This is a genomic window from Chitinophaga jiangningensis (assembly GCF_900142605.1).
Lineage (GTDB): Bacteria > Bacteroidota > Bacteroidia > Chitinophagales > Chitinophagaceae > Chitinophaga > Chitinophaga jiangningensis.
On the sequence record NZ_FRBL01000004.1, the window covers coordinates 209,916 to 226,418 of the forward strand.

14 protein-coding genes are annotated in these 16,503 nt (G+C 45.0%); 11 read left to right on the top strand and 3 right to left on the bottom strand.

Annotated elements, in window-relative coordinates:
- Positions 1 to 18: 18 nt before the first annotated feature.
- The gene (locus BUB18_RS11125) at positions 19 to 660 is read left to right on the top strand and encodes a hypothetical protein (protein WP_073080759.1); all 642 of its coding nucleotides are present in this window, start codon (positions 19 to 21) and stop codon (positions 658 to 660) included.
- A gap of 11 nt (positions 661 to 671) precedes the next feature.
- Positions 672 to 1,415: a polysaccharide deacetylase family protein gene (locus BUB18_RS11130; RefSeq protein ID WP_073080761.1), complete on the top strand. Its 744-nt coding sequence runs from the start codon at positions 672 to 674 to the stop codon at positions 1,413 to 1,415.
- Here the strand turns inward: BUB18_RS11130 and BUB18_RS11135 are convergent.
- Complete coding sequence (locus BUB18_RS11135; RefSeq protein ID WP_073080763.1) at positions 1,409 to 1,876, bottom strand: OsmC family protein; 468 nt, start codon at positions 1,874 to 1,876, stop codon at positions 1,409 to 1,411. The two genes, BUB18_RS11130 and BUB18_RS11135, sit on opposite strands and share 7 nt — an antisense overlap.
- Positions 1,877 to 2,044: 168 nt before the next feature.
- Here BUB18_RS11135 and BUB18_RS11140 point away from each other — a divergent pair, with 168 nt between their 5' ends.
- The 7 genes from BUB18_RS11140 (at position 2,045) to BUB18_RS11170 (ending at position 11,946) form a co-directional block, all read left to right on the top strand.
- On the top strand, positions 2,045 to 4,087 hold the full coding sequence (locus tag BUB18_RS11140) for a site-2 protease family protein (protein WP_073080764.1): 2,043 nt from the start codon (positions 2,045 to 2,047) through the stop codon (positions 4,085 to 4,087).
- 77 nt (positions 4,088 to 4,164) lie between these two features.
- Entirely contained in the window at positions 4,165 to 4,407 is a 243-nt protein-coding gene (locus BUB18_RS11145) for a hypothetical protein (protein WP_073080766.1), read from the top strand.
- Positions 4,346 to 4,825 carry a DUF2200 domain-containing protein gene (locus BUB18_RS11150; protein WP_245805654.1) on the top strand — a complete coding sequence of 160 codons (480 nt, stop codon included), beginning with the start codon at positions 4,346 to 4,348 and terminating at the stop codon, positions 4,823 to 4,825. Before BUB18_RS11145 ends, BUB18_RS11150 begins: the two co-directional genes overlap by 62 nt.
- A 298-nt stretch (positions 4,826 to 5,123) precedes the next feature.
- Positions 5,124 to 5,726, top strand: a complete 603-nt coding sequence (locus tag BUB18_RS11155) for an RNA polymerase sigma-70 factor (protein WP_073080768.1) — start codon at positions 5,124 to 5,126, stop codon at positions 5,724 to 5,726.
- 57 nt (positions 5,727 to 5,783) lie between these two features.
- A complete protein-coding gene (locus BUB18_RS11160) occupies positions 5,784 to 6,857 on the top strand; it encodes a FecR family protein (protein ID WP_073080769.1) in 1,074 nt (357 codons plus the stop codon).
- Positions 6,858 to 6,956: 99 nt separating this feature from the next.
- Positions 6,957 to 10,193: a SusC/RagA family TonB-linked outer membrane protein gene (locus tag BUB18_RS11165; protein WP_073080771.1), complete on the top strand. Its 3,237-nt coding sequence runs from the start codon at positions 6,957 to 6,959 to the stop codon at positions 10,191 to 10,193.
- 16 nt (positions 10,194 to 10,209) lie between these two features.
- Entirely contained in the window at positions 10,210 to 11,946 is a 1,737-nt protein-coding gene (locus BUB18_RS11170) for a RagB/SusD family nutrient uptake outer membrane protein (protein ID WP_083549769.1), read from the top strand.
- 458 nt (positions 11,947 to 12,404) lie between these two features.
- Here BUB18_RS11170 and BUB18_RS11180 read toward each other — a convergent pair whose 3' ends face one another.
- Positions 12,405 to 13,436 carry an HAD family hydrolase gene (locus tag BUB18_RS11180; RefSeq protein ID WP_083549773.1) on the bottom strand — a complete coding sequence of 344 codons (1,032 nt, stop codon included), beginning with the start codon at positions 13,434 to 13,436 and terminating at the stop codon, positions 12,405 to 12,407.
- A 71-nt stretch (positions 13,437 to 13,507) separates the two neighbouring features.
- Positions 13,508 to 15,127 (bottom strand): arylsulfatase, encoded by a 1,620-nt coding sequence (locus tag BUB18_RS11185; RefSeq protein ID WP_073080776.1) that lies wholly within the window; start codon positions 15,125 to 15,127, stop codon positions 13,508 to 13,510.
- Between the two features lie 248 nt (positions 15,128 to 15,375).
- Between BUB18_RS11185 and BUB18_RS11190 the strand changes: the two genes are divergently transcribed.
- Both BUB18_RS11190 and BUB18_RS11195 read left to right on the top strand, forming a co-directional pair.
- Positions 15,376 to 15,981, top strand: a complete 606-nt coding sequence (locus tag BUB18_RS11190) for a helix-turn-helix domain-containing protein (RefSeq protein WP_073080778.1) — start codon at positions 15,376 to 15,378, stop codon at positions 15,979 to 15,981.
- 109 nt (positions 15,982 to 16,090) lie between these two features.
- Positions 16,091 to 16,441, top strand: coding sequence for a lipocalin-like domain-containing protein (locus BUB18_RS11195; protein ID WP_073080780.1), 351 nt, complete (start codon positions 16,091 to 16,093; stop codon positions 16,439 to 16,441).
- The last annotated feature ends 62 nt before the right edge of the window (positions 16,442 to 16,503 follow it).

Genomic DNA, 16,503 nt, shown 5'->3' on the forward strand with positions numbered 1-16,503 from the left:
ACCATTAAAACATGGCAAATGAAAAAGTATCAATGGTTCGTACTATTCATGGTTATTAGTGCCTGCACAGCCACACATGTAACAAATGAGTGGCATACACCGGATCCGCTTCCATCGAGATACAGGCGCATTTTGCTCGTGGGCATTCTGCCCGACTCAGTTCAGCAATGGCGCAGTGAGCTGGAATCAAACCTGGCGGCTAAGCTTGAATTAATGGGACACACAGCCATCAAGTCCTCCACATCTCCCTATCATGAAATTTTAAAAGAAAAAGATGAAAAAGCAGCTGTGCTGAGTCTTCAGGATGCAGCGGTAGACGCCGTCCTCATCATTACCATGCATGTCGGGATAACAGACACCAAAGAAACACCCTGCTGGTTTGACTACTACCTGCTTCAGGACCCGGAATACACCTACTTCTGGCAATATTACCAGTTAACGCTGTCAACCGGCTCTGTCCCCAAAGACAATCGTAAAGTTTTTTACTGGGAAGCCAATTTCTATGATATGCGGGACTGCCGGCTTATTTATAGCCTGCAATCAGCGGCCATAGATATTCGCAATGCAACCACCTTCAGCCATCGCTACAGCAGGGAAATCATGAAGCGATTGGAAAAAGCAGGCATTATTATAACATTATATCCCAGTGATGTTGAATAACTGTAAAAGCTATGAAACAGATATTATTGACTGTATTATACCTCCTGGGGAGCCTGTCGGCTGTTTGCCAGCAAGGAACTGAAATAAAAGAAATTCCGGTGCTTTGTTACCACCACATTTATGAAGGGACAAATGAAAAGAACGACCTGCTACATATCAGTGTGGCACAATTTGAGCAGCAATTACAAGCCCTGGCTGCAAACGGCTATCAAAGCATAACGCCGGATATACTGGCAGCATACCTGCAAGGACAAGCAGTTTTACCCACACACCCGGTACTGATTACCTTTGACGATTCCCATGCAACGCATTACACACTGGCAGCCCCGGCATTAAAGCATTTCGGATTTACCGGTGTATTTTTTGTAATGACGGTCACCATAAATAAAGCAGGTTATCTGTCTGCCCAACAAATAAGTTCCCTGGCTACTGCCGGGCATTTCATCGGTTGCCATACCTGGGATCATCAACCGTTGATGAAAGGTAGTATTAACTGGCACCAACAGCTAAATAAGCCTAAATCGGAGCTGGAGCAACTCACAGGGAAACCGGTTATCAGTCTCGCCTATCCTTATGGGATATGGGATTCAACGGCGATCGCCGAAGTAAAAGCAGTTGGATTCAAAGCAGCTTTTCAGTTGAATAAGGCCCCCGACAAGGAGTATCCGATTTACACGATCAGGAGGTTGATGGTGTCCGGTGCATGGTCAGGCACCTATCTAATCGGGAAAATGGAGACAGTTTTTTCTCACTGACGTGGATTGGGATCCGAAGCTACCTCACAGTGATAAATGACAGTTACATTAAGGCTATTTGCCACCACACAGTTGACTTTTGTCCGTTCCATTATATAGTGCGCTTTTTCAAAGGAGGTTTCAGCCGGAACCAATACTTTGGTATACAATTCAATCCTGGTAAAAGTATATTTATTTGTTTCGGGAGATACCATTGCCACTGCCTGACAAAAGAAATGGGTAACAACCACACCCAGCTGACTGGCCAGATACAGGTAAGCACTCATAAAGCTGGTGCTTACGGCCCCCAACAGTAAATGTACAGCCCCCCAATGTTCATAAACACAGTCTGCGTGAAGAGGCATTTTCACCCGGATGGTATCCGCCACAGCATCTGAGGTGATAATACCTTTTTCAGCCTCCATCCAGGTGAGTTTTGTTTCAAACCGGAGATCTGCAGATGCAGTATTGCTATTTGTCATTTTCACAAAGTATTTATTCTAATACGAATATAGGAAGGCCAGGTATGGGGATTTATGACTTCCGTCAGGCAACACGCCCAATTTTACTGACATAAATCCTCCCTTCATTTGATAAACATCATTCCCCGGATACCGGGATTATGATAGTTTGCAGATAAATGTAACAATATGAAAGCCGCGCTGACTCTTTTCAAAATTCGAAACATTGACATCTCCATTCACTGGTCATTTCCTTTCATAATTGTATGGACATTGCTGATTATGACCATCCAGCAAGCTACTGTTAGTCAAACGTTATGGGCCATGCTTGGCATATCTCTTGTTTTTATCTGTATCGTTTTACATGAGCTGGGGCATGCCCTCATGGCAGCGCATTATGGCATCAAAACAAAAAGTATCACCTTGCTGCCAATTGGCGGGATGGCCAATATGCAGCATATGCCAGAAAAGCCTGTGCAGGAAATTATGATCAGCCTCGCAGGACCAATGATGAATATTGTCCTGGCACTGCTACTACTGCCATTTATCAAAGATTATGTTCCTTTCTGGCAGTTTATGGACACGTTTAGTTATTTGGATAACAGTAACATGTTACTATATATCCATACGATCAATGTGCTACTGGCAATATTCAACCTGATTCCTGCCTTTCCCATGGATGGAGGTCGTGTACTGCGTGGTATTATAGCTGCTTACACCAGTTATGGCAGGGCCACAGCCATCGCTGCGTTTATTGGGCGAAGCATAGCCATCATCTTTATAATTGGCGGGCTGTTAAATTTTAATCTGTTGCTGGCAGTGATTGGTCTCTTTATCGTTTTAAGCGGAAGAGCAGAGGAAACACTTACCTTTTTACGGCACCATGCCCGGGGCCTGTTAATTGGAGAAATTATGACTACAGACGTACTGGCATTTCCCAGCGACCTTCCCCTGCAAACTGCTGCCAGAAAAATAATCCATAGTCCCTGTAGCTTCTTTGCCATTGTTTACCACGGAGGCGCTCCCGCCATTGCCTCGCGCACCATGCTGTTCCAGGCAATGGCCGGCCATCCGAAAGACAATACGTTGAATAGTATTACTCGCACTAATAAAAATATACTTCAGGCAGAAACTCCCGTGGATGAGGTAATCGATCAGTTAACAGCCGATCCTGAGCAAGCCTTTCCTGTAATGACCGGAGAACAAATTTGCGGGATAGTAAGCCTGAATAACCTCAGTGAACACTCACTGGTATTTGAAGAAATGGAAGCAGGTAATTCTTCGCAAGGCCGGGTACCATTGGTCACCCTTATTATACTGTTGCTTTCGACCTGGATGGCAGCTGCACAAGCACAGCCCGACAGTAGTCGTAATCATCAGATCTGGCAGCATTTATTAAATGGACGCCCCAGTGATCATTGGGTAGCAGCGTCTTCTACCCCTTTGCCCGGAGCCCTGCTTCCCTATAAAAGAATCGTTGCTTACTATGGTAATTTCTATTCTTCCCAAATGGGTATCTTGGGCGCGTTGCCGCCCGATAGCATGCTATCCCGCCTGAAGCAGGAGGTAACGGCCTGGCAGCTTGCAGACCCTGTTCTCCCTGTACAGCCCGCATTGCATTACATAGCAGTAACAGCACAAAAAACCGGTGGCGCAGATGGTAAATACCGTGCGCGTATGCCGGACGCACAGATAGACAAAGCAATAGAACTGGCCGCCCGGCTGAATGCTATTGTGATATTGGATATACAGGTCGGACTTAGTTCTTTAGAAGATGAAATCCCACGCCTTGACAAGTACCTGCGCCTGCCCCAGGTACATCTGGGCATAGATCCTGAATACTCGATGAAAAATCTCCAGGTACCATGTACCTGTATTGGTACATATGATGCCAATGATATTAACTTCGCCATTAACCACCTGGCAGCACTGGTAAAGAATTATCAACTGCCACCCAAAATCCTGGTGGTACACAGGTTTACCCGGCAAATGGTTACCAATTACCAGGATATTACCCTGATGCCACAAGTGCAGGTGGTCATGAATATGGATGGATTCGGCGGGCCATCCTTAAAACGGGACAGTTATAACGCATATATATCCCGCGAGCCGGTGGAATTCACAGGATTCAAACTCTTTTACAAGAATGATGTCAATGTTGGCAAACACCTGATGGGACCTGCGGAGGTGCTGCAACTAATCCCCGCACCGATATATATTCAATATCAGTAACCGGTATCATATTCGATCCTGACCGGTGTCAGTTTCCAGCAGCACAGGCAATAGTAATTTTAACTAAAATTACAGCTATGAAAATGGAAAAATTTGTTGTTACACTTGTCTACAAGGGTGATGAAAAAAAGGTTCCGGTTGTCATAGAGCGTACGGCCGAACAAACCAGGATTACTGCCTTTATCGATGGCGCTGCAGTGCTGTTTGAGGAAAACCTTTCCCATGAGAGACTGCAACCCGTGTATACCTCCTCATTTAATGACCAGGAACTGCTGTTCCAGGTGGGTGAGGCCATATGCAGACACCATCAGTATCATTGAGGTTATTTTTTGGCAGAAAGAAGTATATTTATACTGCACCATCAGTATATACACCATGGCTACTTCCAGCACCCACGACCAGCGCATCGCCAAAATGATTTTCGGCTCCGTATATCCTCATTACGTCGAAAAAGTGGTAAAGAAAGGCCGCACCGAGGAAGAACTGCAGGAGGTGATCCAATGGCTCACCGGCTTCAACAAAAAACAACTCGAGGCGCTGATAGCAGAAAAAGTAACATTTGAAACATTCTTTGAGCGTGCGAAGCTCAATCCCAACGCACATCTCATTACCGGCGTAATCTGCGGTTACCGGGTAGAGGAGATAGAAAACCCACTGACACAAAAGGCCCGTTATCTGGATAAATTGGTGGATGAACTGGCAAAAGGCCGGAAAATGGAGAAAATTTTACGGACCTAATCCGTCTAACTTTAATGTATTTACCCCCAAACAAACCAGGGATTTATTTGTTAGTTGATAAATTCCAATGAATTAACTCCAACCTCACCATATCGGCATAGCACCAACGCAGTGGACTGAATAATAATCCTTACATTAGAGAATAGCTAAAACAGTACTTATTCATTCAGCACTCATCAAAGAAATGTGTTAGTACTTTAAGTTTCACCAACAATATTACCAGGTATTAATCAATTGATTCCACTACGATTGTCCTTTGAATTCGAAATAATTACCACAGCAAGCATACAATAGCAACATGGATTTTGAGCACCAGGAAGATATTAAAATTGACGTAACTGTTCAGACACTCAGCGAAAAGGAAGGCTCCTTTGAAGCTTTTTTCAAAGAGCATTTTGTATCGCTATGCGTTTATTGCCAGATCAGGTATGGATTTGACCTGGATCAGTGCAGGGAAATTGTGCACACCTCCTTCATCAAACTCTGGGAAGTCCGGGCCAGCCTTAAACCGGATGTGAAGTTAAAATCCTACATGCAAAAGATTGTGTCAAATAAAGCACTTGACTTGATAAAGCATCACCGTGTACACCAAAAACATGAAAAAATTTATTCATACATTGAAAAAGACGTGTATACAGACGGGTTTGAGGACCTTGAATACAAAGAGCTGCTAACCGATGTTAATGCCACTATCACCGAAATGCCGGACCAGATGCGCACCATATTTGAAATGAGTCGGTATGAGCATTTAAAATACCATGAAATCGCCACCAAACTAGGCATTTCTCCCAAAACCGTAGAAACGCAAATGAGCAGAGCACTGGCTAAACTCCGGCTCAAACTGGCCAGGTTTATGTACCCTGCCACCCTTTTATTCATCTACGTCTCCCTTCATTTCTAATTTTTTTTAATACCCTGTAAGGGTATTTTAATTTTCAGTCGTTTAATAAACAGCGGAATGGAAAATCTCGATAAATACCAGGAACTATTAACCAGGTATCTCACCGGCGAACTGAGTGCCAGTGAAATAACGGAAATAGAGCAATGGCTGAACAGCGATCCGGCACACATGAAATATTACAACGAATTTAGATATACATGGTACAGTGCCGGCGCACCTCACATCAGCAGGAATGTTGATGTAGAGGAAGAATGGGAATTATTCCAGCAAGCCATACAGGCAAACAAACCGGCTGAAAATGTACCCCTATCTGTTTCAGAAAATAAAAATGGCAGGTATAAAAAGCTTTTGGTGGTCAGTGGAGTAGCAGCCTCGCTGCTGTTGGTAATATCACTTGCGTGGAAAGGTATAACAGTAAAAAAATCGCAACCTACAACTGCTATTACCTCCCCCTCCACGCAAGGTTTTATCAGCATGCAAATTAAAAATATCCGGGAAAGAGATACCACCATATCCTTTAGCGACGGGTCAGTGGTGACGCTGGCAGCTAATAGTGAGATCGGCTACAGGGAACCCTTTCAGCAGGACAGAAATATTGTACTGAATGGAAAGGCATCTTTTAAAGTGGCGAAAGGCATTCCGAAAAAATTTGTTGTACGCACGGGAAGCATTACCACCACGGCACTGGGAACAGCCTTTATGATAGATTACAATAAGTCTGAGCAGTCATTTATCATCCGGTTATATGAAAGCAAAGTGGTGGTGGAAGAACCAGGAAAAGCAGATAGTAAAATAAAAGAGGCGATTTACCTGGAACCTGGTCAGGAATTGATATATAATGCGCAGGGAGCCACCGTTAAATCCATTACAAACGCAGGTAATACCAAAGCTGTCTGTGAATTTGACGGCACTTATTATCATTTTACGAATCAACCGCTGGAAGGTGTTTTCAATAACCTGTCAGCAACATTTGGCATCCATATCGATTACAACCAGGTTCAATTGAAAGACATTTATTTCACTGGAAAATATAATAAAACTGACGCTATAGAAAAAATACTTGCACGCATAGCCGCTGCAAATAATTTGAGCATAACCAAAACTGATTCAGGATTCATCGTTACCAACTAAAAAACATACATACATCTGCTATCCTGAAAGAGGGTGGTTTTAAAACCAATAAGCATTGGTCAATAGCATGTTTTGCCCAATCAAATCCACAGTGCCCTTATGAAAATTACGCAACCTTCAAATATTAATATAACAGCAGGCATCATTATACTGGCATCACTACTGAAATTCGGCAGCCTCGCGGCGCAGAAAAAGTCAGCTGTTGTACGAGGTATTGTGCATGATGCAACCGATCATCCCATTATTGGCGCCACTATTTTAATCCGGCAAGCGGAATCAAAAGCAGTAACCGGCGCAACATCCAATGAATCGGGTGTATTTTCCGCAACGGTGGCCCCTGGAGATGGTTATACCATTACCATCAGCAGTATAGGATTTGAAACACAGACGCTTTCCCGCTATACATTAAAAGACAACAGTACACTAGGATTGGATATAACCTTACAGCCATCCACGGGTTCACTGGAATCTGTGGTGGTTGTGGGTTATGGTACGCAGAAAAAAGTAAACCTCACTGGCGCGGTACAGGTGGTAAAAGGGGAAGAGTTGATTAACCGCCCCACCCCTACGCTTACGCAAGCCCTGCAGGGCAAGGTAGCGGGTATGAATTTTACCCCTGGGGTATACGGCTTTGAACCAGGTGCCAGCATGCATATTCAGATCAGAGGCCAGGGCACACCACTCATTATCGTAGATGGTATTGCGGTGGCCTCCCTGGATGGACTTAATCCCAATGACATTGCTAATATTACTGTCTTAAAAGATGCAGCCGCTTCTGCCATATATGGTGCCAGGGCCCCTTACGGCGTATTGCTGGTAACCACCAGAAACGGAAAACAAGACCAGAAAATGCGGGTGGAATATGATGGTATTTTTACCCGGATTACCCCGCTGCGCATGCCTCATATGCTTGACGCCTACACCACCGCCAAAGCGTATAATGAAGCGAGCAACAACACCGGCATCTCTCCTATTTATACCAATGAAACCATCGATCGCATCCTGAAGTATATGCAGGATCCTGCGCATACGCCTGAAACAGTTCCAAACCCGGCCAATCTGGCCCTTTGGGGGGATGTTTACCTGGGCAATGCCAACTATGACTGGTTTAATGTTTTCTATGGCAACGGCAACCGCCAGCAACATAATATATCTCTTAGTGGTGGCAATACAGGACTAACCTTTTTTGTTTCCGGTGGCTATACCAACGATGGGGGTTTATTGCAAATCGGTGAGGATAATTACAAAAGATACAACCTCACTTCCAAGCTGGCTACCAAACTTACCAGGTGGCTGCAGTTTTCCTCCAATACACGATTTTATAATAGCTCCCGGATTACCCCGGCCTACGATAACCAGGGAAATTACGACCTGGTATTTCACCAGGTAGCCAGAACATTCCCGTCCCAACCCCTGAAATCACCCAATGGTGTGTACAGGGTACAGTCGAAAATTCCCTGGACAAAAGACGCAGGCACCAATGCCATCACTATTAATGATATCGTACAACAGTTCACCGTCCAGATCAATCCGGTTAAAGGCTGGAGCATTAATGGCGATTATGGTTTTGATATAACGCATACCGCATACAATTCGAAAAATTATACCGTGTATGAAGATGATGTGGCCGGGAATCCCAGGGTTTCCGGAAGTACGCAAAATGCTTATACAGAAAAGTCACGCAATCTCACATTTTACCAGAGCTTTAATCTTTATTCCTCCTATAATTTTTCACCCGCTCCCGGACACGATTTAAGTACTATGGCAGGATTTCAGCAAGAGTTAGCCAGCAGCGACTATGTATACGGAGCAAAAACAGGTTTACTCACCTCCTCCGTACCCGTTATGAATACTTCCACCGGCATCCAGTACTCAGGTGATAGTATTGGCAAATACGCTACACAGGGGATTTTTGGGAGATTTAAATACAATTACGACCACCGCTACCTATTCGAATTTAATGCCCGGTATGATGGCACCTACAAATTTGCAAATGGAAAGAAATGGGGCTTTTTCCCGTCCGCTTCCGCCGGATGGAATGTATCCAACGAAAAATTCTGGAAACATATCGCGCCGGTAATCAACCATTTAAAAATCAGAGGCTCGTATGGTTCATTGGGTAATCAGCTAACAGCCTCGCCCTATCAGGATGTTCCGCTGTTAGATGTGAATACAAATCTTAACTGGATTGTGAATGGAACAAGGCCAAGCTACGTAACTGCGCCGGGACTCATTAACCCGGACATTACCTGGGAAATGGCCAATATGGCGGATTTAGGCCTGGATATAAGCCTGTTGAAAAATCGTTTAACCGTTACCGGTGACATTTACCAAAGGCATACTAAAAACCAGCTGGGCCCTGAAGCAGCCGTTCCTGCTACTATTGGCGTACCTACACTCCCGCTAGCCAATAACAGGGAAACGAAAACTGATGGATGGGAAATAACCTTAGGCTGGAAAGATCAGATTGGAAAGGATTTTAATTATAGCCTGACGGCAATGGTGGCTGATTACAAATCAGTAGTATGCAAATTTAATAACCCCACCAGGATACTCACTACCAGCTACAACGGGCAGGAAATTGGTGAAATATGGGGCTTTGTTTCAAAAGGATTAATCATGGATCAGAAAACAGCGGACCAGATTAATCAGCAAAAAACGCAGGTGGCTATCTCCGGACAAAAATGGAATACCGGCGATATGGAATACATGGATATAAATGGAGATGGTAAGATCAGCAATGGTAATAATACGGTGGATAATCCGGGGGACAGGCGCATTATCGGCAATCTCACTCCCAGATACCAGTTTGGGCTTACTTTAAATGCAACATGGAAAGGAATAGAACTAAACCTTTTCTTGCAGGGAACCGGGAAACGTGACCTTCCAGTTGGATATACCGGCACTACCAATATGATGTGGGGCTTTACCACGCTTAACCAAAGCTCCATATTTGCCGGCCACCTCAACTACTACCGTGATGCGCCGGCAGGGAAATATGCAGGATTAGGTGAAAACAAAGATGCCTACTTCGCACGCCCCTATCTGAATGCGGAAATGAATGCCAAAAACCAGGTGTTACAAACAAGGTACCTGTTAAATGGTGCATACGCGCGACTGAAAAACCTGCGGCTGGGTTATCATTTACCCGCCCATATGTTGGAGCGGATTAAAATGCAGGGCTTATACGTTTTCCTGTCCGGTGAAAACCTGGTGACATGGAGTAGTCTTCCTGCGCACCTCGACCCGGAAACTGCCACTATAGGTGTAAGAGGAGATGCTAAATCCTTCTTCCCTGCCACCGGCTACAGTGTAGGCGTAAATGTTACACTCTGACAACTAAAATGTAATCATGATTAGAAATCATATTTTGCCTATCATTTCATTCATATTGCTGACAGCTTGTAACAAGGCGCTGGATATTCCTCCGCAGGACAAGATTTCCAATAATGCCTATTGGAAAACAGCCAGCGACCTGAATGCCTATGTATTGCAATTTTATGGTTCATTTCCCAGGATAGGAAATGTGGACGGATTGTATACCGGCTATCTCGGCAGTGACGCATTGAATGGCAGCGACCTTCAGATCAGGTCCACTCCTGCATCACAACTGAATGGCAGCAGGGTACAGGTAAATACGGCAACAGGTACAGGCTGGAATTTCACCAACATCAGGGCCGTCAATATATTCTTTGAAAACTACCAGCGTGTCAAAGAATCCAGGAATAATATCGCGAGGTATGTCGGGGAAGCACATTTTTTCAAGGCCTGGTTTTATTTCAATCTATTGAAGCAATATGGCGATGTACCCTGGTACTCACACTCCATGCTAATTAATGACCCGCGGCTGTATGCGCCCAGAACCCTGCGTACACTGGTAGCTGACTCTATCCTGATTGAACTCGACAGTGCCATTGCAGACCTGGATTATCTCCGGAATGCAGATGGGAAAAATAACAGGCTGAGTAAAGAAGCTGCATTAATTTTTAAATCGCGGGTAGCTTTATTTGAAGGAACCTGGCAAAAATACCATGCCGGCACTCCATTTGGCACCAGCGGCGCAGATCCGAAAAAATATTTCCAGGCAGCCATCGATGCCGTGCAGGAACTTATGACGCCAGGAAAGTACAATATCGCATTACATGCCTCCTATCCACAGTTGTTTAATTCGGACGATCTCAGTAACAACCCGGAGGTGATATTATGGCGCAAATACGACAATATGCTGGGCTTTATGCATAACCTGCAATTGTTCCTGACCAAATCAACAGATGAGGTAAGTATTACCTTACAGCAAATACAGGCATTTCTTAAATCCGACGGTAGTATTTACAGCTACCGGGATACGGCTGTCAAATACAGGGGAACATCCTTCCTCACCAAAATTGCTCGTGATTGCGACCCACGGCTAAAAAGCATTATCTGGATTCCGGGGCAAACCATGTGGTCTAACACCGGAGGTACCGGGAACTTTATAAAGCCGGCACTGGATGCAACCGGGATAGATAAAAATTATACCGGTTTCCAGCTTAGTAAAGGGGCCAATCCTGCTGACCCAAGTGCTGGCGGCGTATTAAACTTTAATGCCGGGTGCCGCACAGGAAGTATCTTATTCAGATATGCGGAAGCGTTACTTAACCTGGCGGAAGCACAGGCAGAAATGGGGGTAACCGTAGATTATGCACACACCATAAATCTTATCAGAACCAGGGCAGGCATGCCTCCGCTCGTAGTACAGCCGGACCCGCAGCGGAAAGTGTATGCCGACTATGGTTACCTGATATCAGACGAGTTACAGGAAATACGCCGGGAGCGCTCAGTAGAGCTGGCGTGTGAAGGCTTTAGGTACGATGACTGGCGCCGATGGGCAGCTGGAAATTTATTCAGTGGCAAACGTCCACTTGGATTTCCCTATCAGGCTGCGGAATACGACGGTATGGATGTACCTACCACAGAGGGATTCGTAGACCCTTACAAAAAATCATTACCATCAGGATACTATTTTAATAAAAACAGGGACTACCTGGATTGTATTCCGGTGAATGAAATAACACTAAACCCCAACCTGACAAAAAATCCAGGATGGTAAACCGGTACGCAGGAGCAATAGATCTCTTTAAAAATAAACTAATTATGGTGCAGATAGCAACCTTATATAGGTACAAGTTTGGTTTGAAAAAGGGCAAATCAATACTACTTGGAAATCCAAAACGGCCTTTTATCCATTGCCCAAAAAAATTTAACCTTGAAACAGTTCCATTACCAACATCCACCGTTGATCATTCATACGGAAACCCTAAATATGTAGGCATTCCTACATAAAATAATTCCCCATTACGCCTGCAAGGTGTAAGGGGAATTATTCATTTGCTGATTGTTCCTGCGAATGTTTTGATGATTGCTAATCTGTTATGCTAGGGTACGGCTGCAATTTGTCTAAATTGCAGCCTTCTTTTTTTGAAGGTTCTGTAAAATACTGCAACAAAAAATAGCCGGCCGGGTAATCCCCAGCCGACTACAAATTCAGTAGCAATAAGTGGTCAGGTTTTATTTACCTTCCGGAAACATCGTTTTCCAGTCGCGCTTCATATCGGCAACAAGCCAGTTCTTCTTTTGTGCTTCATCCAGGCCTGCATCCAGCTTTCCAATAGCAGATTTTCGATCGTAAGCCCATTCCCTGTCAGCATCCGTGTGATGAATATACAGTTCCAGGTTGCTGTATTTATTGGATGCTGCCCATTGTAACATTTGCAGGTCGCCATCAGAATTACCGCATGCAAATACAGGCTTTCGGCCTATGAATTTTTGGATACCGACAGGTTTTCCTTCGTGGTCATCAATAAAATCCAGTTCGGCGAGCTTTATAATTTCAGGCTGCCCATTATTGTATTCGTATTTTGATTTAATGCTGCTGCCAACGATCTGATCTTTAGGAATACCGTATACATTTTCAGCCCACGCTCGCATGAAGTCGATTCCGCCGCCTGAAACGATAAATACTTTGAATTGATTGGTTTGCAGATATTTTATGAGTTCCAGCATAGGCTGGTAAACCATGGCGTTATAGTGCATCTTTTTTATCGGGTGTACGGCCGTATCGATCCACTGCGCTACGGAGGAATCGAACTGGGAAGTAGTCATACCGGCATGTGTAGCGGCTACTATTGCCAGCACTCCCTTTTCTCCCTGCCGCATTATTCCTCCCATGTCGTTCATGAGGGCGGATTTAAAAGGTTCCGTGGTTTTCCATTCCGGATGTTGGCCTGCCATTTCCCTCACTTTATCCAGGGCATAAAAAAACTGAAAATAAACAGGTTGCTCTGCCCATAGGGTTCCATCGTTGTCAAAGGTAGCGATGCGGTCCTGTACCGGGATATAGGATTTATCAGCAGAATCAGTCACGGTTTGTACATACTTTATAATTGCGTCTTTAATATCCCCGCTATTCCAGGAAGACAGTGGATCTCCTGCCGGAGTCACCTGAGCGGCATTTGTTTTTTCCGGCTGCTTCACATAATTTGTACAACCTGCCGTCATCAATAAGCCAAGTGCGAAGACAGCTACTACTTTTTGTTTCATGGTGTCAGCTTGTAATTAAGAAAAGCCTGCCGGTGAAGGCTTTTGAAGCGACCGGCAGGCGGTACCAAAACTTATTGTTTATTTAATTCATCCGGTAATTTAAAGCCTTTGTTTTCCATCAGTTTTTTAGCCTCCTGAATGGTACGGAACTTATTAATTTCCATAGGACCAGAATAGCCTTCACTTTGGAGTGGTCTTGGCGGATATTTGGTATATGTTTCCATCAGTTCCTGCATCGCTTTATTGAAAATTGGCATTGTCCATGTTTTCTCAGTAAAGCTGTTCATAAACAGGTCATACCTTTCCTGCGGGTCCTGCCAGATGTCGTAAATAGCGGGTACAGTAGCCACGTAGTTTTCATTTCCTCTCCAGCCCAGCTGCTGGCCTGGCATATCACTACCTGCCTGGGCGCCGTTATCACCGCGGGTGTTAAATACAGCTTTCCAGCGGCCTACGCGTGCAGCACCTGGTGTAAGTTCTGACTCTGTAAAGTAAAACCATCTGTCGCGCAGCGGTTTTCCTTCTTTAAACAAAACATTTGACATGTCGTAACTATCAAACACCATTGGTTTGCCATCTCTGTCGGCGGTAGGTAGGCTGATTCCTGCAAAGCTGGCAAATGTTGCCATCAGGTCAAGGCCGCCAACAATATCATGGTTATCGCTGCCTGCTTCAATCTGGCCTGGCCACCAGGCAATAGCAGGCACCCTGCTGCCCCCTTCCCTGTCCGTTCCTTTCGAACCGCGGAATGGTGTATATCCGGCATCAGGGTGCACATCCTGCCATGCACCGTTATCCACCGTATAGATTACAAAAGTATTTTCGCTGATGCCGAGTTTACGGATTTCGTCCATGATGCGGCCTACGTTATAATCCATTTCCATTACGCAATCTGCGTATTTGCTTTTTGCGGGTGATTTTCCGGCAAACTGTTTGGATGGCACGTTAGGCTGGTGGTTTTTAGCAAAGTTGACACACATGAAGAATGGTCCGGAACCTTTTGCATAATCATTCAACTGTTTTAGCACATTATCGGTCATCATCATATCCAGTTCACCGATATTTTCCTCCGTTACCTTAGTCGTTTCTCTGGCTTTACCGCCGGCCTCGCCTTCGAGCACCCCCGTGGTCACTTTCTTGAAAAAGGCCAGCATTTGCGGGCCCATTTCAGGGTTCCAGGAAGGGAAAGCATACGTATATGCGTTGAGGTGATAGAGTACCACATTCTGCATTTTATCGAATCCCTGGGCAATTGGCATGGCATAATCCGCCTCACCGAGGTGCCATTTGCCACTGAAGTAAGTCTTATAATTTGCTTTTTTTAGTACGGAAGCAAGCGTCCATTCTGCCGCCGGCAAGCCGCCGCCCTGGCCCTGGAATGCGACGGTGGTCATCCCGCTCCTGTTTGGAATTCTTCCCGTAAGCATGGCTGCGCGGCCGGGTGTACAGCTGGGTTGTCCATAAAAGTCCCAGAACTGCATCCCTTCCTTAGCCAGCTTGTCGAGGTTGGGTGTAGGCATACCACGGCCTACGCCGCCGCCATACACACCTAAATCGCCCCATCCCGTATCATCAGAAATAATCATGATAATGTTAGGTTTCTTAGGACGTTCCTTTTTTTGTGCATCCACCTTTCCAACGCACAGGACGCTTATACCGGTAAGCATCCAGACAATTACCTTCTTTTTCATATGATTTAAGTTTTGGTCATGCAATGGGTAACAGCTGTTGTAAACGATCAGCCATAATGATGCGATGCCAATATCTGTTAAGCGGGGTAAAAGCCTATGGGGCTTATAGTAAAATCTACAGGTAATGCTAAGTAAACACGGCACAAGCAGATATTGTTGCAAAAAGGGGAAATATTCAGGAGATAGCTGGCTGCTGTTACAGGCATACATGCACGAAGTTTCTTATTTTTACGCCTTAATCGGTTTTTATGGAACAGGAGTCATTCGAACACGGACAACTGGAATATTATAAAATAGGCGGCGTCATCAGGAAATTCAGGAAGGAAAAGGATTTGAAACTGCTGGACCTGGCCGCCATCACAGGGATTAAATCTGCCATGCTTTCCAAGATAGAAAACGGCCGGATGATCCCTACTATCCCTACGCTGTTCACGATCATGAACAAACTGGGTATCCGCCCGGAACATTTCTTTTCTCACCTGTATGCCGACAATACCTTCCCCGGCTACCTCCTGCTGCCAAAGGAGACTTTTGCAGCGTATGAAAAGGAAGAAGGTGCCATTGGCTTTCAATACCAGTCCATTCTGGAATCCAGCCACGACGGCGGGGCGTTTCAGATCTCCCTGCTCACCTTATTCCCTGGCTCCAACAGGCCTCAGGTAACCACTGCGGCTTACGAGTTTATTTATGTGCTCGAAGGCAGCCTGGAATACCAGCTGGAAGATAAGACCTTCGAAATGGATACCGGCGATGCCCTCTTTTTTGACGGCAACATCGCACACGTACCGATTAACAGTAAAAATAAAATGGTGCGCCTGCTGGTCTTATATCTCTTTACGGATAATAATAAATAATTTTTTTAGGGAGATGTAAAAGCCGCGAGGGATTACGTTCCCGCATATACGCTGCTAAAAAATTTCATAGTCAGGCCTAAAGAACTTATCTTAAATAGAAATTTTCTACATGAAACAAGTAGCACTCATACTATCATTATGCCTTGCCGGCTTTGCCACCAAAGCCCAAACAGCAAAGGAACTAATAGGCAAGTGGAAGCTGGTAAAAGAAACGAAAAATGGTAGCGTATCCACGCCCAAGGAAACTTACCAGGTGTTTGAGGAAGGCGGTGTTTTCCAGGGCATCAAAGAAGACAAAACGCGCAAAGGTAAATGGCGGCTCTCCAGCGATAACAGCGAGCTCACCATTTCCATCAGTGTGGTTTCCCTGAAGTTTTCGGTGGATTACTTTGATGCTAAACGGAGAGTGATCAGCAATCCGCAGACGGGGACGCTGGAATATGAAAAAGTAACGGAGTAAAATTTCAAGGCCTGCATTGGAGCAGGCCTTAATATCTTTTGACAGTTACTGACGTTCCGCCA

What these genes read in the sequence shown, in the direction of transcription:
- BUB18_RS11125 (WP_073080759.1), top strand. Translation starts at nt 19, where the DNA reads ATGAAAAAGTATCAATGGTTCGTACTATTCATGGTTATTAGTGCCTGC.
- BUB18_RS11130 (WP_073080761.1), top strand. Translation starts at nt 672, where the DNA reads ATGAAACAGATATTATTGACTGTATTATACCTCCTGGGGAGCCTGTCG.
- BUB18_RS11135 (WP_073080763.1), bottom strand. Translation starts at nt 1,876, where the DNA reads ATGACAAATAGCAATACTGCATCTGCAGATCTCCGGTTTGAAACAAAA.
- BUB18_RS11140 (WP_073080764.1), top strand. Translation starts at nt 2,045, where the DNA reads ATGAAAGCCGCGCTGACTCTTTTCAAAATTCGAAACATTGACATCTCC.
- BUB18_RS11145 (WP_073080766.1), top strand. Translation starts at nt 4,165, where the DNA reads ATGAAAATGGAAAAATTTGTTGTTACACTTGTCTACAAGGGTGATGAA.
- BUB18_RS11150 (WP_245805654.1), top strand. Translation starts at nt 4,346, where the DNA reads ATGACCAGGAACTGCTGTTCCAGGTGGGTGAGGCCATATGCAGACACC.
- BUB18_RS11155 (WP_073080768.1), top strand. Translation starts at nt 5,124, where the DNA reads ATGGATTTTGAGCACCAGGAAGATATTAAAATTGACGTAACTGTTCAG.
- BUB18_RS11160 (WP_073080769.1), top strand. Translation starts at nt 5,784, where the DNA reads ATGGAAAATCTCGATAAATACCAGGAACTATTAACCAGGTATCTCACC.
- BUB18_RS11165 (WP_073080771.1), top strand. Translation starts at nt 6,957, where the DNA reads ATGAAAATTACGCAACCTTCAAATATTAATATAACAGCAGGCATCATT.
- BUB18_RS11170 (WP_083549769.1), top strand. Translation starts at nt 10,210, where the DNA reads ATGATTAGAAATCATATTTTGCCTATCATTTCATTCATATTGCTGACA.
- BUB18_RS11180 (WP_083549773.1), bottom strand. Translation starts at nt 13,436, where the DNA reads ATGAAACAAAAAGTAGTAGCTGTCTTCGCACTTGGCTTATTGATGACG.
- BUB18_RS11185 (WP_073080776.1), bottom strand. Translation starts at nt 15,127, where the DNA reads ATGAAAAAGAAGGTAATTGTCTGGATGCTTACCGGTATAAGCGTCCTG.
- BUB18_RS11190 (WP_073080778.1), top strand. Translation starts at nt 15,376, where the DNA reads ATGGAACAGGAGTCATTCGAACACGGACAACTGGAATATTATAAAATA.
- BUB18_RS11195 (WP_073080780.1), top strand. Translation starts at nt 16,091, where the DNA reads ATGAAACAAGTAGCACTCATACTATCATTATGCCTTGCCGGCTTTGCC.